We start from the raw sequence: 21,202 nt of genomic DNA, 5'->3' as shown, positions 1-21,202 counted from the left end.
AAAATAAATTATGTAATTTTGGTATCTTCAAAAAAAACATTTTCTTGAGATATTTTATAGAACTTTCTTATAATGGAAAAAAATATCACGGTTGGCAAATTCAACCTGACGTAGTTTCTGTACAAGAAAAATTAAATTATGCTTTAAGTACCATTTTTCAAGAAAAAATAGAAGTTGTTGGTGCAGGAAGAACAGATACAGGTGTGCACGCAACGCAAATGTTTGCTCATTTTAATATTGATAAAGATTTAAAAGATAGAATTGTTTTTAAACTCAATTCAGTTTTGCCTAACGATATTTCTGTACAACAAGTTTTTTTGGTTGATGACGAAAAACACGCCAGATTCGATGCTTTATCTAGAAGTTATGAATACAAAATTTGGTTAGGTAGAAATCCTTTTTTGTTAGATTTTTCTTGGCAAATTCATTCTCAGAAACCAAATTTAGCTTTAATGAATGAAGCTGCTAAATTACTTTTAGAATATACAAATTTTCAAACTTTTTCTAAAGTAAAAACAGAAGTGTACACTTTTAATTGTGATGTTACTGAAGCTTTTTGGCTACAGAAAGGAGATGAATTAACCTTCCATATTTCAGCAAATCGTTTTTTAAGAAATATGGTAAGAGCAATTGTAGGTACTTTAGTAGATGTAGGTTTAGGGAAATTGTCTGTAGATGATTTTAGAACAATTATAGAAAGTAGAAATAGAGGAAATGCAGGATTGTCAGTTCCTGCAAAAGGATTATTTTTAACAAAAATAAAATACTAAGTTTTGGCAGAAAAAACAGGGAATGCTTTTGATATGCAAATTTTTTCGAGACTAATGTCTTTCGCAAAACGCTATCGTTTGTATTTTTTTATTGCATCATCATCAACCATATTGTTAGCGCTATTTTCGGTTTTATCACCTTTAGTTTTAATAAATACGGTTAACGATTATATTTTATCTAACGATAAAGTTGGTTTAAGAAATTATACCTTATTAATGTTTGCTATTTTATTAGTAGAAGTTTTATTACAATTCACTTTTATCTATTTCGCAAATTGGGTTGGTCAGCATATAATTAGAGATATAAGAGCTAAAATCTTTAGACATATTTTGCAGTTTAAAATGACTTATTTTGATAATAATTCAGTTGGTAAATTAGTAACAAGAGTTGTTTCTGATATAGAAACAATTGCAGCTTTTTTTAGCAACGGAGTTTTTACTATTTTAAGTGATATTCTAAAAATGTTAGCAGTAACTATAGTTATGTTAGTGCTAAATTGGAAACTGGCATTGATTACTTTATCAATTTTACCAATCCTAATTTATGCAACAAAATTATTTCAAGTTGCTATAAAAGCTACTTTTCAAGAAGTAAGAAATCAAGTAGCCAACTTAAACGGATTTGTACAAGAACGAGTAACAGGAATGAAGATTGTACAATTGTTTAATCGTGAAAAAATAGAATATCAGAATTTTAAAAATATTAATGAAAAGCATAAAAATGCAAATATTAAAACCATTTGGTATTTCTCTATCTTTTTTCCAATCGCAGAAATTTTATCATCAATTGGTATAGGATTAATCGTTTGGTTTGGTGGAGGACAAGTTGTGCAAGATTCAGGTATTTCTATTGGTATGATAATGGGTTTTATTCAATTTGCCCAAATGTTATTCAGACCTTTACGTCAAATTGCTGATAAATTCAATCAGTTGCAAATGGGTATTGTTGCTGGTGAACGCGTTTTTAAAGTGATAGATACAGATAGTAGTATTGCTAAAAATGGTACTATAAAAGCAGCAAATTTAAAAGGTGACATCAATCTAGAAAATGTAAGATTTAGTTATATAAAAGATGAAGAAGTTTTAAAAGGTGTTACTTTAGATGTGAAATCGGGTCAGACAATTGCAATTGTTGGTGCAACAGGTGCAGGTAAATCTACCATTATCAATCTAATAAACCGTTTTTACGAAATAGATTCTGGTACAATTAAAATAGATGGTATTTCTGTAGATGATTATACTTTAGAAAGTTTAAGAAATCAGGTTGCTATTGTTTTGCAAGATGTGTTTTTGTTTTCAGATTCTATTCTAAATAATATCACTTTAAAAGATGAAAACATCACTTTAAAGGAAGTAGAAAAAGCTGCAAAGCAAATTGGTATTCACGATTTTATTATGACGCTTCCTGGAGGATATCAATATAATGTAAAAGAAAGAGGTGCAATGTTATCTTCTGGTCAAAGACAATTAATTGCGTTTTTAAGAGCTTATGTAAGTAAACCAAGTATCTTAATTTTAGACGAAGCCACTTCTTCTGTAGATGCTCACGCAGAACAAATGATTCAATATGCTACAGATACCATTACAAAAGACAGAACATCAATTGTAATTGCACATAGATTAGCGACTATAAAACAAGCTGATAAAATTATTGTAATGGATAAAGGTTTAATTGTTGAAGAAGGTTCTCATCAAGAATTATTAGAAAAAGAAAATGGCTATTATAAAAACCTTTACGACAAACAATTTAGTTTAGATGTCGCTTCTTAGCTAGGATTTAAAGTGTTTAAAAAATAAATCTACTTTAGCAAACGAGTTAAAAATTCAATTTTTAGAGATAATAAACCAGTTATCTTAAATCTATTTTTGTATCACAATTAGTTATTAACCAAAACAAAATAGAAATTATGAAAAAACTTGGATTATCAATATTAATAATGGCAACCTTAGTAATTACATCTTGTAAAAACGAGACAAAGAAAGATATTAAAGAAGAAACTTCTGAGATAGGTAACGAAATAAACGAAGGATTAGACGAAGCAGGAAAAGAGTTAAATGAATTTGGAGAAGATGTAAAATCTGCTTTTGATGATATTACAATTCCAGAATTTGATGATGAAAAAGCAGAAGCACATTTAAAATCTTATGCGGCTTATGTAAAATCGCAAATGGATAAAGGTGCAGAAAACATAAAAAACTCAGAGTTTGCAAAAGAAACTAAAGAATTTGCTGATAAAAGTGAAAAGTTTATGGAAAACTTAAGTGCTGAAGCAAAAGAATCTTATAAAGCAACAATGGCAAAAATAAACGAAAAAGTTAAAGAAATTGAAGATGATATTGAAGATTAATTTATATCATTTTTAAAATATCAAAAAGTAAAGCTCGCTAATTTAGCGAGCTTTTTTTATTTTAAATACTATCTTTTTTAATCTTTTCTATTAATTCATCTTGTGTAGTGTACAACACAAATTCACCATCTTTTATATAAGAAATCTCGCCAGTTTCTTCAGAAACCAATAAACAAACTGCATCTGTTTTTTCGCTAACACCAATTGCAGCTCTATGTCTTAAACCAAATCTTGCTGGTATTTTAGTGCTATCAGAAATGGGTAAAACAACCCTAGTTGCAACCACATAATTATCTCTAATAATTGTTGCACCATCGTGTAAAGGGCTGTTTTTAAAAAATATACTTTCTAAAATAACCTCATTTACTAAGGCATTCATCTGGTCTCCAGTATTAATTAAAAAATCTAAACTGTTGGTACGTTCAATAACTATTAAAGCACCTGTTTTATTTTTAGACATATTATTACAAGCTTTTACTATTTTTTCAGCTTCAATTTCAGAGCCGATTTCAGTTTGTAAAAACTTTAATTGATTTAAAAAGCTTCTTTTATTAGAAAAGTTTGTGGTACCAATCATCAATAAAAACTTTCTAATTTCTTGCTGAAAAACTATAATTAATGCAATAACACCACCAGAAAGTAAATAGCCTAAAATACCACTTAACATTTCCATTTTTAAAGCCTGTGTAATTTTCCATATTAAGAAAATAAGAGCAATACCAATAAAAATGTTAATGGCTACAGTACCTTTTAGTAGTTTGTAAATATAATAGAGTAAAGTTGCAACTAGCAAAATGTCTAAAATATCTAAAAAAGAAAACTCAATAAAATCTAACACGCAATAGATTGATTTTAGGTAAAAGTACTAATAAATTCTGTGAGTACCATATCAGTTTTTTATATCTACATCTGATAATAATAACGGATATTTTTCACGAATTAATTTAATTTTTCCTTCTAGAGATTTATCTAGGTGATTTGTCTTTTTGTAATCCTCAAGTATGCTTACATAATTTTTACCATACATTTTTAATGCCAATTTATTTCTTAAATGTGTGTAAGCTGAGTTCAAGTTATCTAGCGTTAAAATATATGTTTCGTAATTGGTGTTTCTATCTGTTTTTACAGATATAAATGCTTTTGTTGGATGATCTGAAGAAGTTGGTAATTGATTTCCATTACACCAATCACAAGGTTTTTGATGTATGTCTAAACCACCAGCATTGTCTATAAAATCGATAGCAATTTGTTTCAATTCTATGGGTTTTACAATTTTACCATCAACAAAAATTTCATTATTAAGGTTGATGTTTACCTCTAGAATATTTTTGTCTTTAATGGTTAATGTTGATGAATTTGGTTCTTTCTTTGGGATTTTTCGATTAATTCCTGTATCTACATTCATAGTTGTAGTAACTAAAAAGAAGATTAATAATAAAAATGCAATGTCTGCCATTGATCCTGCATTAATTTCTGGAGATTCTTTTCTACTCATAATACCTAGTTTTTAAAAGTTAATAAATTTAATTTTTCCTCTTGATAAAATTCAAGAGGCTTATTAAAGTTTAGGTAAGTTGAGTTGATTGCGTTAACATTTCTTTAACAAAAAGAATGCCAAAAAACCAAGTAGAAAAAATTATTCGATAATTAAATGAGGTACATTGTCTAAATTCCAGTCAATGACTAAACCACCAGCTAAAGATTGCGCAATTTCTTTTCCGTACAAAAATTCGCATAAATATAAAGCAGCTTCAAAAGATTTTGCACCACCTGCAGAAGTAATGTATTTGTTATCGTGTACGAAAAAAACCTCTTTTCTAATATCTAAATCAGGAAACATAGTTCTCATTTTATCAATATCCGAAGGAAAAGTTGTAGAAACTTTATTGTTTAATAATCCAGCTTTAGCTAAAACAAAAGCACCATCACAATGAGAAGTTACATAAGTTGCTTCTTTATCTACTTGTTTTACAAAGTTAATTAAAGCTTCATTTTCTAAATCAGAATCTAGATGATGTTCTGCAGAAGGCACTACTAAAATATCAATTTTTGGTAATGAATCTTTTAGGTAATTAAAATCTGGTAGCATTTTAATTCCTTCGAATGTGGTAATAGGTTTATCTGTATTTGCTACTGTAAACACATTCATTGCTTTTATGTTTTCTCTGTAAATGGTGTGCTGAAAAATATCAAAAGGAGCTGTTAATTCTGTGTTGAAAGTTCCGTCCATAATTAGAAAAGCAACATTATATCTACCTTCTACTAATTCAGGAAATTCTTTTTTGGGTATGTGAGTTTTATCAATTTTGTTATTAGAACAACTAAAAAATATAAAAGTTAAAAGTAATAAAACTGTATTTTTCATAAGTAAGTATTTCAAAAAGCACAATATAAAACATAAAAAAAACTTTCAGTAAAGAAAGCTTTTGTAATTTAATAAGAATTAAAAATTATGTAGAAATTAATTCTTTTGCTGATAGAACTTTGTCTAAACCTACTTTTATATTTTTATAAATAACGAATAAAAATGTCAATTTCTTTAACTTTTAAATACTAATTTTAAGAAATAATTATGATTTATATAAACCTCCTAGCGCACTAAAAAGACCTTTTTAATTTAAGTTTTTGTAAGTTTATAACATCAAATCAAACACCATTATGAAAACAAAATTTATTGTATTTTTAGTAAGCATTTTTATTTTTATTTCCTGTAATTCATCCGAAGAAAAAGAAGTGAAAAAAGACACTTTTGTAGTTGATAATTACACAAAAAAAGAAGTAGATATAGAAATGAGAGATGGCAAAAAACTCCATACTACAATTTATTCTCCTAAAGATACTTCTAAAGAATATCCTATTTTAATGCAAAGAACTCCATATAGTTCTGCTCCTTATGGAGAAGGTAAAATGAAATCTAAAATTGGTCCAAATGTTCATTTAATGAAAGAGGGTAATATTGTGGTTTATCAAGATGTTAGAGGTAGATGGATGAGTGAAGGCGTTTATGATAATATGCGTGCTTACAAACCAAATAAAAAAGAAAACGAATCTGATGAGGTTTCTGATACTTACGATACTATAGATTGGTTAGTTAAAAACGTAGAAAATAATAACGGAAATGTGGGTACTTGGGGTATTTCTTATCCTGGGCATTATGCAACAGTTTCTGCTATAGATGCGCATCCTGCTTTAAAAGCAGCTTCTCCACAAGCTTGTATTGGCGATTTTTTCTTTGATGATTTTCATCATAATGGAGCTTTTTTATTAAGTTATTTTAGAGCAATTTCTCTTTTTGGTACTTATAAAGACACACCAACAGATACTTCTTGGTATTCTTTTCCAAAAATGAATTCTCAAGATCAATACCAATTTTTCTTAGATAAAGGGCCTTTAAAAAACTTAAACGAATTTTTTCAGTACGATAAATTAGACGTAAACTCAACAGCTTCTGAAGATAGAATTGATGATTTTTTCTGGAAAGAAATTGTAGAACATCCAAATTATGATGAGAATTGGCAAAGTAAAGGAATTATTCAACATATGGGTAAAGTGCCAAGCACTGTAGCAACAATGATTGTTGGTGGTTGGTTTGATGCCGAAGATTTATACGGACCCTTAGAAACGTATAAAGGAATAGAAAAAAACGGAAAAGAAAACTACAATACAATGGTTTTTGGTCCTTGGGATCATGGAAAATGGTCTAGAAATACTGTAAAGAATACAGTTGGTAATTATTATTTTGGCGATTCTATTTCTTTAAAATTTCAATCAGAAATCGAAACAAAATTCTTTAATCATTTCTTAAAAGGTAAAGGTGATAAAAATTCAGGATTACCAGAAGCTTATGTTTTTGATTCAGGTAAAAAAGAATGGAAATCTTATGATTCTTGGCCACCAAAAAATGTAGTAAAAGAAGATTGGTTTTTATCTGAAAATCAAGAATTAACTTCAAGTAAAAAATCAACATCAAAAATTAATTTTATTAGTGATGTTAAACGTCCTGTACCATATTCTGAGGATATTAAAACCGTTTTTACTCCAAGAAAATATATGACAGACGATCAACGTTTTGCAGCAAGAAGACCAGATGTTTTGGTTTTTGAAACTGATGTTTTATCAGAAGATTTTACATTGGCTGGTGATATTTTAGCAAAATTAAAAATTGCTACAACTGGTACTGCAGCAGATTGGATTGTAAAAGTAATTGATGTGCATCCTACAGATACAAAAGAAGATAATGAAGGTTTACAAGATCATTTAAAAATGAGCAATTATCATTTAATGGTTAGGAGCGAAGTTTTAAGAGGGCGTTTTAGAAATAGTTTTGCAAAACCAGAACCTTTTATACCAAACAAAAAAACGGATGTAAATATTAAATTGCAAGATGTTTTTCATACGTTTAAAAAAGGACATAAATTACAGATTCAAGTGCAAAGTACTTGGTTTCCTTTAATCGATTTAAATCCGCAGACTTATGTAGATAATATTTATAAAGCAGACGAGGCAGACTTTAAAACTCAAACGCACACTGTTTTTACAGATTCTAGTATTGAGTTTTCAGTTTTAAAAGATTAGTCCTTAGAGAGAAGAGACAAGAGGTAAGAAAAAAGAAAAAAGATAAAAGATAAAAGAAACCTATGTATTCTATGTTTTTATGTGTTAGACTTTTTTAAACACGAAACACGAAAAATTATTATCATCAGAATAAAATTATAAACCAATTTAAAAAATGAAAAAATCATTATTAATTATATTACTTGTTTTTATTTTTCAAATAAATGCACAAGAAAAAACAGTTCCTGTGTTTAAAGATGGTGAAGCTCAGGTTGTAGAAGCTTTTAGTCATTCTAAAAATTGGATTCGTCACGATTTATGGGTCGAAACAAGTTTTGATTCAGATGGAGATGGAAAATTAGACAGAGTTCACGTAGATGTTACAAGACCAAATCAAACAGAAACAGAAGGTTTAAAATTACCTGTAGTTTATGAATCTAGTCCTTATTATGCAGGAGTTGCTAGTGGAGGAAAAGAATTATTTTGGAATGTAAAACACGAATTTGGAGAAAAAGTAGCAGAACCAACACGTTCTAATGTTAAAAGAAGAGGAAAAAGACCAATTATTTCGAATTCTCAAATTAAAACTTGGGTACCTAGAGGTTATATTGTGGTACATTCTTCTTCTCCAGGAACAGGTTTGTCTGATGGTTCACCAACTGTTGGTGGCGATAATGAATCATTAGCACCCAAAGCAGTTATAGAATGGCTTAATGGAAAAGCAAAAGGTTATGCCTCTAGAACAGGAAACGAAGAAGTTAAAGCATTTTGGTCTACAGGAAAAGTAGGTATGACAGGGACTTCTTATAATGGAACAATTCCGTTAGCTGCTGCAACAACAGGAGTAGAAGGTTTAGAAGCTATTATACCAATTGCGCCAAATACTTCTTATTATCATTATTATCGTTCAAATGGTTTGGTACGTTCTCCTGGCGGATATTTAGGAGAAGATATTGATGTTTTATATGATTTTATCCACAGTGGAAAAGAAGAAAATCGTGCTAGAAATAACAAAGTTGTAAGAGATACAGAATTAGTGAATGGAATGGATAGAGCAACTGGAGATTATAATGATTTTTGGGCTGGTAGAGATTATTTAAATGAAATGCAACCAATGAAAGCTGCATTATTAATGTCTCACGGATTTAATGATTGGAATGTAATGCCAGAGCATAGTTATCGAATTTATAAGAAAGCATCAGAAATGGGGTTGCCAACTCAAATATTTTATCATCAAAATGGTCATGGAGGTCCACCACCAATTACAATGATGAATCGTTGGTTTACACGTTATTTACATGGAGTAGAAAATGGAGTAGAAAACGATGCAAAAGCTTGGATTGTTAGAGAAAATGATAAAAGAGATGCACCAACTTCTTATGAGAATTACCCAAATCCATCAGCAAAACCAGTTACTTTTTATTTAAATCCAGGTGCGCCAGGAGCTGGTACTTTATCTACAGAAAAACCATCATCAAATACAAAAGAGACTTTAGTTGATAATTATTCTTTTTCTTCGGATGCTTTAGCACAAGCGGATTATACAAATCATCGTTTGTTATATGTAACTCCGGTTTTAAAAGAAGATGTTCATATTTCTGGATTATCAACCATAACCATAAAAGCTGCAAGTTCTAAACCGGCCGTAAATTTATCTGTGTATTTAGTTTCATTACCTTGGAATAAAGGAAGAAGAGCAAAAATAACTGATAATATTATTACACGTGGTTGGGCTGATTTACAAAATTACAAGTCGTTAACAAAGAGTAAGCCTTTAAAACCAGGTAAGTTTTACGAAATGACTTTTACTTTACAACCAGATGATCAAATTATTAAAAAAGGACAACAAATTGGTTTAATGATTTTTTCTAGTGATAATAATTATACATTATTACCAAAACCAGGTACAGAACTAACGGTTGATTTAGAAAATACTTCTATTACAATTCCTATTGTGGATGGTTCTAATGGTATAAAATATTAGATAAAGAATAAATATAGAATTTAATTACAACCAGTTTATCTATTTTTGCATTATGTTTAATCCAAGAATAGAATTCGAAAAAGACGATTTTTACTTTAACGAGCAAGGTTACAGAGTTTTTACAGAAAAATATCACTTAAAACGTGGTTATTGTTGTAAAAGTGGCTGTAAACACTGTCCTTTTGGTTATGATAAAAAAACAGATAGTTTTAAATAATTGAGTGACTTTTAAAGATAAAAGTGTCTAATAACAATAGAAAATAAATCAATAAAAATGATAAAAAGAATTTTAGTATTAGTAATTGCGATTCAGTTTGTAGGTTGTGCAGAGTTGCAAAAAGTTGTTAGTCAGTTGCCAAGTGGAGGTGGAGTGTTAACACAAGAGCAAATTGGTAATGGTTTGAGACAAGCTTTAGATCATGGTATCGAAAATCAAGTTACAAAACTAACTGCTGTAGATGGTTTTTATAAAAATGAATTGGTTAAAATTTTATTGCCACAAGAATTACAAGCTGTAGATAATGGCTTAAGAAAAATTGGTTTAGGTAATTTAGCTGATGAAGGAATTAAAGCACTAAACAGAGCAGCAGAAGATGCTGTAAAAACTGCAACTCCTATTTTTGTAAATGCTGTTAAAGAAATTACTTTTGCAGATGCAAAAAATATTTTATTAGGCGATCAAAATGCAGCAACATCTTATTTACAATCTAAAACCAATCAAAGTTTATACAATAGTTTTAGTCCTGTAATTAATCAATCTTTCTCTAAAGTAGGAGCAGATAAAATTTGGAGTAACTTAATTACTAAATATAATTCTATTCCGTTTGTAAATAAAGTAGATCCAGATTTAACAGCTTATGTAACTAATGAAGCTTTAAAAGGAGTTTTTACAATGATAGAAGTAGAAGAAAAAGGGATTAGAGAAAAAGTTGGTTTAAGAGATACAGCTTTATTAAAGCAAGTTTTTGCTTTACAGGACAATAGATAGTTAAAATTAACATATTTTAAGAAGATTTTAAGATAATTGAGGTATACTCAAGTGTAATTTTTGTTATATTTGAGTATATAATTTTAACCCCCAATTATTATGTACTACAAAATACAGCTTTCCAATTTTAAAAAGCAATTACAAAATCGTTACGTGAAACTTGTTGAAAAATCTAATAGTTATAGATATATCAATGAATCAATAAGTGATTTAGCTGCCTTTAAGGCAATGAAAGTTTTAGAAAAACTAAATAGATTTCGTTATTTGAACAGAGAAGTTATCGACTAAACCTTATTTTGTAACAGTTTAACTCAAAAGTTTTTAGAATAGATTTAATACGAATTAACTCAGAAGAAATATTAATAATAAATTTCTTTTAAACTAGCAATTTCTTCGTCTTTTCTACGTCTAAAAACTTGATTGGGTTGTATGTCATCAATAGAATCTAAACCAATTGCAGAAACCATTTCTTTAACAGCTGTAATTGTTTTATTATGATAATTTTTTACACGAATATTCTTTTGTTCTACAACCAAAGCTTCAACTAAATCTTCATCTTGTGTAGCCACACCAACAGGACAAGTATCTAAATTACACTCTCTAGCTTGTATACAGCCTAAGCTTAGCATAAAGCTTCTTGCCATACCTATTGCATCTGCACCTAAGGCTAGGTATTTTACAACATCAAAAGCATCAACAGCTTTACCAGAAGCTATAATTTTTATTTGATGTCTTAAGTTGTATTGTTTTAAAAGTTTATTTACAAAAACCAAACCTTCTACTAAAGGAGATCCAATATAATTGGTAAACTCTAAGGGCGCAGCACCAGTACCCCCTTCACCACCATCAACTGAAATAAAATCTGGATAATTATTAGCATCAGCAAATGCTTTAATCATTTGTTCAATTTCTTCATTATTACCCACACAAAATTTAATTCCTACTGGTTTTCCTTCGGATAAATCTCTTACTTTTTGAATGAAGTTAATCATTTCATCAAAATTAGAAAATGCAGAATGACCTGGAGGAGAATCTACTTGAGTGCCAGCTTCTACAGAACGAATTTCTGCAATTTCGGGTGTGTTTTTCTTTGCTGGCAAAATACCTCCATGACCTGGTTTTGCACCTTGAGAAAATTTAATTTCAATCATTTTTACTTCAGGACGAATTGCGTTTTTCTTGAAAATTTCGGCATCAAAAACACGTTTGCTATCTACAGATTTTCCTGCACCAAAATAACCTGTACCTACTTGAAAGATTAAATCTCCACCTTGTAAATGATAAGGAGAAATTCCTCCTTCACCAGTATTATGCGCAAAATTTCCCATTTTTGCTCCTTGATTTAAAGCCATAATTGCATTACTACTTAAAGAGCCAAAAGACATTGCAGAAATGTTTATGATAGAACCATCATATTTTTGAGAGCATTTGTCAGAGCCAAAAATTATACGTTCTCCTGTTGTATAATGATGATTTTTTGGAAATAAAGAATGCTTTACAAACTCATATCCTTTGGCATAAACATTATGTTGTGTGCCAAAAGGAATGGTGTCTTTAGATAGTTTTGCTCTTTGGTAAACAACGCTTCTTTTTTCTCTATTTATAGGTGTTCCATTTAAATTATCCTCTATAAAATATTGTTGAATTTTATCTCTTTCTTCTTCAAAAAGCCAACGCAAACGAGCTAATAAAGGGAAGGCTCTTAATAAAGAATGTTTGGTTTGTAAACTATCGTAAATAGCAATTAAAGTTAATAAACCTGATATTGAAAGTAGAATTATGTTGCCTATATGTGGCAAAAAATAAACTAAAACTCCACTTAATACTGTTGCTGTTATTAAAAAAGAAAGAATGGTATTTCTCATTATTTAATTTTCGTTTTAAGAAGATTAAAAGTAATCTATTTGTTTTTAATTATTAAAATAGTTGGCAAATAATTGCGTTAGGGGTTGCAGTGAAAATCCTTTTTTAGCTGTTTTTTCAGCTTAAAAAGATTGTAGCGTAAAACCCGACCTGAAAGGAAACGCCCAACTTCTCGACTGTAATGGAATTGACAATTACAAAATCAGAACAAAAAAACTCCAACAAATGAATGTTGGAGTTTTAAATATTTTGAAAATTCTAAGATTATTTCTTGAATTTTGCGTATTTGTTTTTGAACTTGTCAATACGTCCTGCAGCATCAATAAGTTTAGATTTACCAGTGTAAAATGGGTGAGATGTTCTAGAAATCTCTAATTTTACTAAAGGATACTCTACACCATCAACTTCTAAAGTTTCTTTAGTGTCTACAGTAGAACGTGTTAAAAAAACGTCTTCGTTAGACATATCTTTAAAAGCTACCATTCTATAATTTTCTGGATGAATTCCTTTTTTCATTTTATAATATTTTAATTCTTTAATGTTATGTTTGCAAAGTAAAGTTGGTAAGGCTTTACTAAATTCTCTAAATAGCTATAAATTACTATTTTGAGGATGCAAATTTAAGGATATTTTTTAATTTACAAATAAATAAATTACTTTTCTTTGTAGTTGTAGTAAATATCTGGTTTAAAACATTAAATATAAGTGGTTAAACCTCTGTTTTAGCTACTTTAAATCTTATAAAATAATTATTATAATGAAGAAAATTGCCTTAGTTACATTGCTATTATCGTTCTATTTATTTACAAGTTGCGATAAAGATTACAAATTTACGCTAGATGTTTCCAAAAAAAATACAATCAAAGATAAAATTGAAATTACTTTAAAAGAAGAGAATAATCAACAAGTAGATAATGTTCAGTTTTTTGTAAACGGTAAAGAAATTTCTTCGGATGGAAATTCGATAACGCTAAATGCTGCAGATTATGGTGTAGGTAAATATGCTGTTTCTGCTTTGGCATTTTATCCTGGTAAAACGAAAAAGTTAAACAATTCGTTTGAAATTTTTTCTGATAAAAAACCTGTGCTTTATAATTTTGAAATTGTAAATTCTTATCCTCATGATACAAATGCATTTACCCAAGGTTTAGAATATAACAATGGTTTTTTATATGAAACAACAGGTAGAAGAGGGCAATCTACCTTAAGAAAAGTGGAAATAAAATCAGGTAAAGTACTAAAAAAGATAGATTTAGATAAGCAGTTTTTTGGAGAAGGAATGACTATTGTTAATGATAAGGTTTATTGGTTAACTTGGGAAGCTAAAAAAGGTTTTGTCTATGATTTAAAAACTTTTAAACAAGTAAGTGAGTTTAAGTATAATAAGAGTAAAGAAGGTTGGGGTTTAACACATAATGATAAAGAATTTATTAAATCTGATGGTTCTAATAAAATTTGGTTTTTAGATTTAGAAACTCTAAATGAAATAAGATCTATACAAGCTTATACCAATAAAGTCTCGTTAAAAAGTTTAAATGAATTAGAATGGGTAAATGGTAAAATTTATGCTAATTATTGGCAGAAACCCTTAATAGCAATCATAAATCCTAAAAACGGAGTTGTAGATGGTATTATTAACTTAAAAGGTTTGGTTAAAGAAATGGAGAAAACTCAAAAATTAGAAGGTCAAGATGATGTTTTAAATGGTATTGCTTACGATAAAGAAAACGACAGACTTTTTGTTACCGGTAAAAATTGGGGTAAACTTTTTGAAATCAAATTGTTAACAGAATAATAAACTATTTATTTTAAAGTTCTATTTTTATAAAAATTGATTTATGCGTTACTTTATTACTCTTTTAATTTGTATTGCTCTAATTTCTATGAGTTCTTGCAGAAAAGATTTTTCTACAGTACCAAGTTTTGGTAGTTTAGAGTTTTCTAAAGACACTGTTTTTTTAGATACTGTTTTTACAAACATTGGTTCTGCAACTTATAATTTAAAAGTATACAATAGAGGTAATAAAGCTATTACAATTCCGAAAATTACTTTAGAAAATGGTTCTACATCTAACTATAGATTAAATGTTGATGGAATTCCAGGTAAAGAATTTAACGATATAGATATTTTAGCAAAAGATAGCATTTACGTTTTTGTAGAAACTACAATTGATGAATCTACAATTTCAGATCCTTTATATACAGATAGAATTTTGTTTGATAATGGCGCAAATCAGCAAGATGTAGATTTGGTAACTTTGGTGCAAGATGCCTATTTTATTTTTCCAGAACGAGATCCAATTACAATGAAAATTGATAGTTTAACTATTGATGGGCAAGCAACAACAATAAAAGGACGTTATTTAACAGATACTGAGTTAATCATTACAAAAGAAAAACCTACAGTAATTTATGGTTATGCTGCTGTTCCAGCAAATAAAACTTTAACTATAGAAGCTGGTGCTAAAGTCTATTTTCACAACAATTCTGGTTTAATAATCGATGATAAAGCTACCTTAAAAGTAAATGGAACTTTAAATGAAAAAGTAGTTTTTGAAGGTGATCGTTTAGAGCACAGATTTAACCAAACTCCAGGTCAATGGGGTACTATTTGGATGCGTGCAGGAAGCAAAGACAACGAAGTTTATCACGCTCAAATTAAAAACGGAATTATTGGTATTTTAATTGATAGTATTGGTTCTGATACTAACCCAACTTTAAAATTACAAAACACTGAAATCTACAATCATTCTAACTTTGGTATTTTAGCAAGAGAAACGAATATAGAAGCGCATAATGTGGTTATTGGTGCTGCAGGCGAAGCTTCTTTAGCAGCAACAATTGGTGGTACTTACAATTTTACACACAGTACTTTTGCTAATTTTTGGAATAACGGAATTAGACAACTACCAGCAGTTTTAGTGAATAATTTCTTTACTTATAATGATGCTAATGGTCAAGAAATTACTGAAACTAGAGCTTTAAATGCTGCAAATTTTACCAATTGTATTTTTGGTGGTAATAATAATATTGAATTTGTTTTAGATAAGGTTGATGGAAGTTTATTCAATTACAACATTAGCAATTGTATGATTCAATTTAATGACGCAAGCGATTCTTTTACTGATGTTGTTGAGTTAGATTTCGAAAACAATACCAATTATCAAAATATAATTTTAAATGGTTTTGCAAATTTTAGAGATTCGCAGAATGAAGATTTTATAATTGGTCAAGATTCTGATGCCATAAATAAAGCTAAAACGACTTCTTTTTCTTTTGATATTCTAGGGATTGTTAGAACTACAAATCCTGATATAGGAGCATATCAAAGCATTACTTTCGAATAAATTCTTTAGTTAAGGTTAATTTTCCATTTAATACCACAACCTACACTTGGCTTTTGGTTTTCTGTCGGATTTTTATTTTCTAATATATTATTTAAAGATTTTCTTAAATCAATACCTGTAACTGGTTTTCCATTTCCTGGTCTAGAATCATCTAATTGACCATGATAAACAGATTTTAAATCCGCATCAAACACATAAAAATCTGGAGTACAAGCAGCATTATATGCTTTAGCAACTTCTTGGGTTTCATCATATAAATAAGGAAAAGAATACTTTTCTTGTGCAGCTAATTCTTTCATTAAATGAGGTGCGTCTTGTGGATAATTCTCAACATCATTAGAGCTTATAGCAATAAAACGAATTCCTTTTTGCTCGTATTCATTTGCCATTTTTACCAATTCAGCATTTACGTGAATTACAAACGGACAGTGATTGCAGATAAACATAATAACAGTTCCCTTATCACCTTTTAAATCATTTAACGCATAAATTTCATCATCAATAGTATTGATTAAATTAAAATCTGGTGCTTTTTCACCTATTTTAAATTCGTTAGATTCTGTTCTTGCCATTTATTTAGTTATAAGGTTTTAATGTTTAGTTGTTAGTTTTTTATTCGAAACGAATATAATTGGTAAATATTAAACCTCTGCCAAAGCTTTTGCACAAATAAAGCCACCTGTCCAAGCATTCTGAAAATTAAATCCGCCAGTAACAGCATCAATATTTAAAACTTCACCTACAAAGAATAAATTTTTATGTTGTTTGCTTTCAAAGCGTTTAAAATTAATTTCTTTTAAATCTACACCACCAGCAGTTACAAATTCATCTTTAAAAGTAGTTCTGCCATTGGCATTAAACATTCCTTTTGTTAGTTGATTGGCTAAATTCTCTAATTGAGCATTTTTTAAATCTGCCCAATTTTGATTATTTCTAATTTCTGATGCAATTACAAAACGTTCCCATAATCGCTTTGAAATTTCAGAAAATGGCGATTTTAAAATCACAGTTTTTCTTGGTTCTTTCTTTTTAAGATTTAATAAAACATTTAACACTTTATCAGTTGGTCTAGATAACCAATTCACCATTACATTATATTGATAATTTTTATCAGCTAAAATTCTTGCTCCAAATGCCGATAATTTTAAAACAGCTGGGCCACTCATACCCCAATGTGTAATTAATAATGGGCCAGAAGCTTCTAATTTTGTGCCCACAATATTTACAGTAGCATTGGGCACAGAAGTCCCTAATAAATCAACCAATCTTTTATCATTAATATTAAATGTAAATAAAGATGGAACTGGTTCTACAATAGAGTGATTTAAAGTTTTACATAAATCCCAAACTTTTTTAGAACTTCCAGCAGCAAAAACAACTTTATCTGCTGTAAAAGTTTCGTTTTTTGTGTTGATAACCCATTTATTTTCTTGTTGATAAACTTCATTTACACCACAGTTTGTTAACACTTTAATTTTCAACTTATCAACAGCATTTTGAAAGCAATCTATAATTGCTTGACTTGTATTTGCTTCAGGGAAAACACGATTATCATCCTCAATTTTTAAAGGCACACCTCTTTCTTCAAACCATTCAAAAGTATCACCTGTCATAAATTGATGAAAGGGACCTAAAAGTTCTTTTTTTCCTCTTGGATAAAACTGAACCAAATCTTTAGGAATAAAACAAGCGTGAGTTACATTACAACGTCCACCACCAGAAATTTTTACTTTCTGTAAAACATCTTTACCTTTTTCTAAAATGGTAATATCTAACTCTGGGTTGTTTTCTTTCGCATTTATGGCTGTAAAATATCCTGCTGCACCACCTCCAATTATAATTATTTTAGTCATAAAATCATTTCTGAATAAGTAAGAATTGTATTAAATCCTTTGTTGTTAAAATATGCTTTTGTTTTTTCGTTTCCTGTAGCCATTACAAAATCTCCACCCCAAGCTCCTAAACTTTTAATTTCTCCAAAATAATCAGAAAATAATTGTTCTTTAACTGGTTTTAATTTGATGATTGAACTTATAATTTGTTCGTGTTCAATAATCAATTTATTAAATTCTGTAATTGAATTTACCTTTAAAAAAGACTCAGAAATTTCAGAAATACGCATTATTTCTTTATCAAAATTAATATTACTTTCCCTAAATTTTGCAATACCTTCTTTAGAATCTTGTTTCTGATTTAAATACACAAAAAAGATGTTTTCTTTAAAACTCGGATTAAAATTGACTTGTTGTACAACAGGTTTTTTATCCTGAATTTCATAAAAAATAGGCGAATCATTTTGTGCACAAGCAATATCATATCCACTGCCTTTAAAAGAATTCCATAATAATTGAAAAGCATCTACTTTTGCCCAAGAAGCAATAGAATTTATTAAGGTTGATGAACTCCCTAAACCCCAATTTCTTGGGAATGTAAGTTTCGTTTTTACAACAAAACCATTTTCAGCAGCTAAAAAATCTGGATTCATTCTTTTGGCTTCATGCAAAATTTCTAACAAAGTTTCTGCAATAAATTCTGCACTTCCTTCTTTATCAGAATTAAAAGTGCAGTTTGCCAAACGTAATTTTGGCAAATCAAAAATGGCTTCAAACCAACATTCGCCTGTCATTGTAAAACTTCCCCAAATAATTTGAGGTTCTTTTATTTTTTCAATAATTAAATCTTGCCCAAATTTTGTGGGAATTGCTAATGATTTTGCGCCATCTAATACAAGATATTCTCCTGTTAGCAACAGTTTTCCATTAGAGTAATAGTTTGTCATTGGGTTGTAAAGATTTCATTTTGCTTAGATAATTGCAAAGATAGTTATCTTAGTTTACTTAAAATGTGAAATACTGGTAAGTGTCAGTTTTGATGATTTTTCTTTTGATAAAAAGATCAGACAACTCATAAAATTTTAAATTTGTGTTTGATTAAATTATTTAATGAAGAAAAATCAATCAAAAAAAATAAAAAAACCTTGGCCAACTAAAAAGATAATGGATCAGATTTACGACCTAAATCTTTGGGGAGGAAATGAAACTGAATTCTACTCTGGTTTTGGTTCTCATAATCCTGAATTGGTTGATCCTTATATTAAAATCATAAATGAATTTTTAAATTCTTTTGATAATCCTATTTCTGTTCTAGATTTAGGTTGTGGCGATTTTAATATTGGTAAAGCACTTTATAAAAACACAAAAAAATATACTGCAATTGATGTTGTAGAGGATTTAATCAATTATAATAAAGAGAAATTTAAAGCGGATAATTTAGAATTCAAATGTTTAGATATTGCAAAAGACGAATTACCAAAAGCTGATTGTGTATTTATTAGACAGGTTTTACAACATTTATCGAATGCAGAAGTTGAAAATATTCTAAACAAATTAAGCAATTATAAATACTTAATTTTAACTGAACACTTACCAAAAGGAGACTTTGAGCCCAATAAAGATATTATTTCAGGACAAGGCATCAGAATAAAAAAACAAAGCGGATTAGATATTTTAAAATCACCTTTTAATTTTAAAGCAAAAACTAAAAAAGAATTGTTATCTATTGATTTAGCTGATGGGAAAGGTGTTGTTGTTACTTGGTTTTTTGAGGTTTTTTAATCATAAAAAAATCCGTCTAAATTATTTTAAACGGATTGATTATAAAAATTAGCTTACTAATTTAATTATAAATAATAAGTGAAACCAAACAGAAAATCTGAGGAATTTAAATTAAGGTTAAATGAATTTGACTTGTAAGTTTCATCATTGGTGTCATACTTTCTATTAAAGTGAGAATAGCCAATTGAACCAATATTAGCATCCAAAGAAATTCTTTTTGATAAAAAATAGGTTATACCAGGTCTAAAACCAACAAAGAAAGTCTTATTTCTAGATAGATTTGTTGAATCACTGTTTTTGTTTTCATCCGTAGAAAATCTAGCTTCACCTTTTAAAGAGAATAATAAATGAGAGTTGATTGGTATAAATTTTTTGACATATGGTGCTATACTCAAAACGTTTCTAGATCTTGAGTAGTTTAGAGCATCTGTGTTTTCATTTTTATAATAATCATAACCCAAACCTAATCCTAAGACTAGATTGTTTTTTATTGTAAATCCGATTTCAGGATTTAGTGAAATTCCATAGCCTTTGGAGGTGTTGTTATCTGTTGTTTCTGCATTTGTTGAGCTTAGGGATATTTTCCCTCCAATTAACCAAGTATTTTTTAGAATATTTACTTTTTCCTTTTTCTCTTGTGCGTAAATTGTGTTTGCAATTAACAAAGTAATCAGTAATAATTTTTTCATTTTATAGTTTTAAAATTAGTTTTTACTAAAACCAATAACTATTCCAAATTGACTACTAATTATTAAGTAATTGTAACTTCTATGTTAAATAAAAAACAGCTTCTGAAACTGAAAAAAAATCAGTAAACAGAAACAGTTTTTTAATGTTTAAAAGGTATGTGTATTTTTAAAATAAATTAACTATTCAAATAATTATAAGTTTATTTTAAGTTTTTTTATTTTCTATAAATTTTGATAGTTTAAAGAAATGTTTTTGCATCATTTCTTCGGCTTTTTTAGTGTCTTTTGCTTTTATTGCTAAATAGATATCTTTATGTTTATTTATTTCTGATAATACTTGATCGCCATCGCAAACCGCATCTCTTTCGTAAGTATCTAAAATAGGAGGTATAATTAATAACATTACAGAAAGCATTGTATTGTTTTTGCTTGCTTTTGCAATAGCTAAATGAAACAATAAATCTTCTTCTAAATAATCTTTACCATTAGTAATTTTTAATTCAAATGCTTTAAGTGTGTTTTCAATTCTAATTAAATCTTCTTCTGTTCTTCTTTTAGAAGCTAAAGCAACTGTTTTTAACTCTAAAGAAATTCTGGTTTCTGCTAGTTCTATAAAAGAAGGCGAATCTATTGTTAAAATTTCTTCTACAATTCCATTAAAACCTGTTAAGCCAATAGATAAAAAAGTACCACTTTGCGATATTGATTTTACTACGCCATAAAACTCTAATCTTTTAATCGCTTCTTTAATATGATTTCTTTTGACATTAATTTTTTCAGAAATAACACGTTCAGAAGGTAGTTTTTCTCCACGTTCTAAATTTTTAGAGTTTATTAAATCTCTAATTTTTCTAATAATATCATTCTGTAAAATTCTATTTTCATTAGAATCTATTAAGCTAATCTTCATTTAAAAAATCAATCAATTAATTATGTAATTTCTTTTGTATATCTAAAACAATTCTTAAAACTATCAAATTTATTTATTTATCAATAATAATTTAATGGTTATTTGAATATTTTTGTTAAAATTATTAATCACACA

20 protein-coding genes are annotated in these 21,202 nt (G+C 28.6%); 10 read left to right on the top strand and 10 right to left on the bottom strand.

Annotated features, from left to right (window positions below; translation table 11 throughout):
* Positions 1 to 44: 44 nt before the first annotated feature.
* The 3 genes from truA to BW723_RS01225 all read left to right on the top strand — a co-directional run bounded on the left by truA (position 45) and on the right by BW723_RS01225 (position 3,118).
* Positions 45 to 770 (top strand): tRNA pseudouridine(38-40) synthase TruA, encoded by a 726-nt coding sequence (gene truA / locus BW723_RS01235; RefSeq protein WP_068363656.1) that lies wholly within the window; start codon positions 45 to 47, stop codon positions 768 to 770.
* Positions 771 to 773: 3 nt separating this feature from the next.
* Positions 774 to 2,540: an ABC transporter ATP-binding protein gene (locus BW723_RS01230; protein WP_068363660.1), complete on the top strand. Its 1,767-nt coding sequence runs from the start codon at positions 774 to 776 to the stop codon at positions 2,538 to 2,540.
* A gap of 137 nt (positions 2,541 to 2,677) precedes the next feature.
* Entirely contained in the window at positions 2,678 to 3,118 is a 441-nt protein-coding gene (locus tag BW723_RS01225) for a hypothetical protein (protein WP_068363663.1), read from the top strand.
* Positions 3,119 to 3,179: 61 nt separating this feature from the next.
* Here BW723_RS01225 and cdaA read toward each other — a convergent pair whose 3' ends face one another.
* The 3 genes from cdaA to BW723_RS01210 form a co-directional block, all read right to left on the bottom strand.
* A complete protein-coding gene (gene cdaA, locus BW723_RS01220; RefSeq protein ID WP_068363666.1) occupies positions 3,180 to 3,956 on the bottom strand; it encodes a diadenylate cyclase CdaA in 777 nt (258 codons plus the stop codon).
* 51 nt (positions 3,957 to 4,007) lie between these two features.
* The gene (locus BW723_RS01215) at positions 4,008 to 4,613 is read right to left on the bottom strand and encodes an ExbD/TolR family protein (protein WP_068363669.1); all 606 of its coding nucleotides are present in this window, start codon (positions 4,611 to 4,613) and stop codon (positions 4,008 to 4,010) included.
* A gap of 141 nt (positions 4,614 to 4,754) precedes the next feature.
* On the bottom strand, positions 4,755 to 5,483 hold the full coding sequence (locus tag BW723_RS01210; protein WP_068363671.1) for a DJ-1/PfpI family protein: 729 nt from the start codon (positions 5,481 to 5,483) through the stop codon (positions 4,755 to 4,757).
* A gap of 293 nt (positions 5,484 to 5,776) precedes the next feature.
* Between BW723_RS01210 and BW723_RS01205 the strand changes: the two genes are divergently transcribed.
* From BW723_RS01205 to BW723_RS01195, 4 genes are all read left to right on the top strand, one after another.
* Positions 5,777 to 7,693 carry a CocE/NonD family hydrolase gene (locus BW723_RS01205; protein ID WP_068363674.1) on the top strand — a complete coding sequence of 639 codons (1,917 nt, stop codon included), beginning with the start codon at positions 5,777 to 5,779 and terminating at the stop codon, positions 7,691 to 7,693.
* 154 nt (positions 7,694 to 7,847) lie between these two features.
* Entirely contained in the window at positions 7,848 to 9,656 is a 1,809-nt protein-coding gene (locus BW723_RS01200) for a Xaa-Pro dipeptidyl-peptidase (protein WP_068363677.1), read from the top strand.
* A 52-nt stretch (positions 9,657 to 9,708) separates the two neighbouring features.
* Positions 9,709 to 9,873, top strand: a complete 165-nt coding sequence (locus BW723_RS17795; protein ID WP_162274028.1) for a DUF5522 domain-containing protein — start codon at positions 9,709 to 9,711, stop codon at positions 9,871 to 9,873.
* A 57-nt stretch (positions 9,874 to 9,930) separates the two neighbouring features.
* Positions 9,931 to 10,644 (top strand): DUF4197 domain-containing protein, encoded by a 714-nt coding sequence (locus BW723_RS01195; protein WP_068363679.1) that lies wholly within the window; start codon positions 9,931 to 9,933, stop codon positions 10,642 to 10,644.
* A gap of 359 nt (positions 10,645 to 11,003) precedes the next feature.
* Here the strand turns inward: BW723_RS01195 and BW723_RS01185 are convergent, their stop codons facing one another.
* Together BW723_RS01185 and BW723_RS01180 are read right to left on the bottom strand one after the other, a co-directional pair.
* Positions 11,004 to 12,509 (bottom strand): FMN-binding glutamate synthase family protein, encoded by a 1,506-nt coding sequence (locus BW723_RS01185; RefSeq protein WP_068363685.1) that lies wholly within the window; start codon positions 12,507 to 12,509, stop codon positions 11,004 to 11,006.
* Between the two features lie 262 nt (positions 12,510 to 12,771).
* Positions 12,772 to 13,023, bottom strand: a complete 252-nt coding sequence (locus BW723_RS01180; RefSeq protein WP_068363688.1) for a type B 50S ribosomal protein L31 — start codon at positions 13,021 to 13,023, stop codon at positions 12,772 to 12,774.
* 241 nt (positions 13,024 to 13,264) lie between these two features.
* On the opposite strand from BW723_RS01180, the gene BW723_RS01175 reads away from it, so the two are divergent.
* Positions 13,265 to 14,302, top strand: a complete 1,038-nt coding sequence (locus BW723_RS01175) for a glutaminyl-peptide cyclotransferase (protein ID WP_068363691.1) — start codon at positions 13,265 to 13,267, stop codon at positions 14,300 to 14,302.
* Positions 14,303 to 14,345: 43 nt separating this feature from the next.
* Entirely contained in the window at positions 14,346 to 15,854 is a 1,509-nt protein-coding gene (locus BW723_RS01170) for a hypothetical protein (RefSeq protein ID WP_068363694.1), read from the top strand.
* A 5-nt stretch (positions 15,855 to 15,859) separates the two neighbouring features.
* Here the strand turns inward: BW723_RS01170 and BW723_RS01165 are convergent, their stop codons facing one another.
* From BW723_RS01165 to BW723_RS01155, 3 genes are all read right to left on the bottom strand, one after another.
* Positions 15,860 to 16,426 carry a thioredoxin family protein gene (locus tag BW723_RS01165; protein WP_068363697.1) on the bottom strand — a complete coding sequence of 189 codons (567 nt, stop codon included), beginning with the start codon at positions 16,424 to 16,426 and terminating at the stop codon, positions 15,860 to 15,862.
* Between the two features lie 69 nt (positions 16,427 to 16,495).
* Positions 16,496 to 17,707: a BaiN/RdsA family NAD(P)/FAD-dependent oxidoreductase gene (locus BW723_RS01160; RefSeq protein WP_068363700.1), complete on the bottom strand. Its 1,212-nt coding sequence runs from the start codon at positions 17,705 to 17,707 to the stop codon at positions 16,496 to 16,498.
* Positions 17,704 to 18,633: a GYDIA family GHMP kinase gene (locus tag BW723_RS01155; RefSeq protein ID WP_076686293.1), complete on the bottom strand. Its 930-nt coding sequence runs from the start codon at positions 18,631 to 18,633 to the stop codon at positions 17,704 to 17,706. Before BW723_RS01155 ends, BW723_RS01160 begins: the two co-directional genes overlap by 4 nt.
* 163 nt (positions 18,634 to 18,796) lie before the next feature.
* Here BW723_RS01155 and BW723_RS01150 point away from each other — a divergent pair, with 163 nt between their 5' ends.
* A complete protein-coding gene (locus BW723_RS01150; protein WP_068363706.1) occupies positions 18,797 to 19,468 on the top strand; it encodes a class I SAM-dependent methyltransferase in 672 nt (223 codons plus the stop codon).
* Positions 19,469 to 19,533: 65 nt separating this feature from the next.
* Here BW723_RS01150 and BW723_RS01145 read toward each other — a convergent pair whose 3' ends face one another.
* Complete coding sequence (locus tag BW723_RS01145; RefSeq protein ID WP_068363710.1) at positions 19,534 to 20,157, bottom strand: outer membrane beta-barrel protein; 624 nt, start codon at positions 20,155 to 20,157, stop codon at positions 19,534 to 19,536.
* Positions 20,158 to 20,362: 205 nt separating this feature from the next.
* Positions 20,363 to 21,067, bottom strand: coding sequence for a FadR/GntR family transcriptional regulator (locus tag BW723_RS01140; RefSeq protein WP_068363713.1), 705 nt, complete (start codon positions 21,065 to 21,067; stop codon positions 20,363 to 20,365).
* Between the last annotated feature and the right edge of the window lie 135 nt (positions 21,068 to 21,202).

The organism is Polaribacter reichenbachii (genome assembly GCF_001975665.1).
In the GTDB taxonomy this organism is placed as follows: domain Bacteria; phylum Bacteroidota; class Bacteroidia; order Flavobacteriales; family Flavobacteriaceae; genus Polaribacter; species Polaribacter reichenbachii.
Note: the sequence above shows the minus strand (reverse complement) of the source record. Positions and strands in the feature narration are given on the sequence as shown.

Bases quoted from the DNA above. Each gene is read 5' to 3' on its own strand.
- BW723_RS01145 (WP_068363710.1), bottom strand. From the start codon at position 20,157: ATGAAAAAATTATTACTGATTACTTTGTTAATTGCAAACACAATTTAC.
- BW723_RS01140 (WP_068363713.1), bottom strand. From the start codon at position 21,067: ATGAAGATTAGCTTAATAGATTCTAATGAAAATAGAATTTTACAGAAT.
- BW723_RS01180 (WP_068363688.1), bottom strand. From the start codon at position 13,023: ATGAAAAAAGGAATTCATCCAGAAAATTATAGAATGGTAGCTTTTAAA.
- BW723_RS01150 (WP_068363706.1), top strand. From the start codon at position 18,797: ATGAAGAAAAATCAATCAAAAAAAATAAAAAAACCTTGGCCAACTAAA.
- BW723_RS17795 (WP_162274028.1), top strand. From the start codon at position 9,709: ATGTTTAATCCAAGAATAGAATTCGAAAAAGACGATTTTTACTTTAAC.
- BW723_RS01175 (WP_068363691.1), top strand. From the start codon at position 13,265: ATGAAGAAAATTGCCTTAGTTACATTGCTATTATCGTTCTATTTATTT.
- BW723_RS01200 (WP_068363677.1), top strand. From the start codon at position 7,848: ATGAAAAAATCATTATTAATTATATTACTTGTTTTTATTTTTCAAATA.
- BW723_RS01210 (WP_068363671.1), bottom strand. From the start codon at position 5,483: ATGAAAAATACAGTTTTATTACTTTTAACTTTTATATTTTTTAGTTGT.
- BW723_RS01225 (WP_068363663.1), top strand. From the start codon at position 2,678: ATGAAAAAACTTGGATTATCAATATTAATAATGGCAACCTTAGTAATT.
- BW723_RS01165 (WP_068363697.1), bottom strand. From the start codon at position 16,426: ATGGCAAGAACAGAATCTAACGAATTTAAAATAGGTGAAAAAGCACCA.
- BW723_RS01155 (WP_076686293.1), bottom strand. From the start codon at position 18,633: ATGACAAACTATTACTCTAATGGAAAACTGTTGCTAACAGGAGAATAT.
- BW723_RS01205 (WP_068363674.1), top strand. From the start codon at position 5,777: ATGAAAACAAAATTTATTGTATTTTTAGTAAGCATTTTTATTTTTATT.
- BW723_RS01215 (WP_068363669.1), bottom strand. From the start codon at position 4,613: ATGAGTAGAAAAGAATCTCCAGAAATTAATGCAGGATCAATGGCAGAC.
- BW723_RS01170 (WP_068363694.1), top strand. From the start codon at position 14,346: ATGCGTTACTTTATTACTCTTTTAATTTGTATTGCTCTAATTTCTATG.
- BW723_RS01195 (WP_068363679.1), top strand. From the start codon at position 9,931: ATGATAAAAAGAATTTTAGTATTAGTAATTGCGATTCAGTTTGTAGGT.
- BW723_RS01185 (WP_068363685.1), bottom strand. From the start codon at position 12,509: ATGAGAAATACCATTCTTTCTTTTTTAATAACAGCAACAGTATTAAGT.
- BW723_RS01160 (WP_068363700.1), bottom strand. From the start codon at position 17,707: ATGACTAAAATAATTATAATTGGAGGTGGTGCAGCAGGATATTTTACA.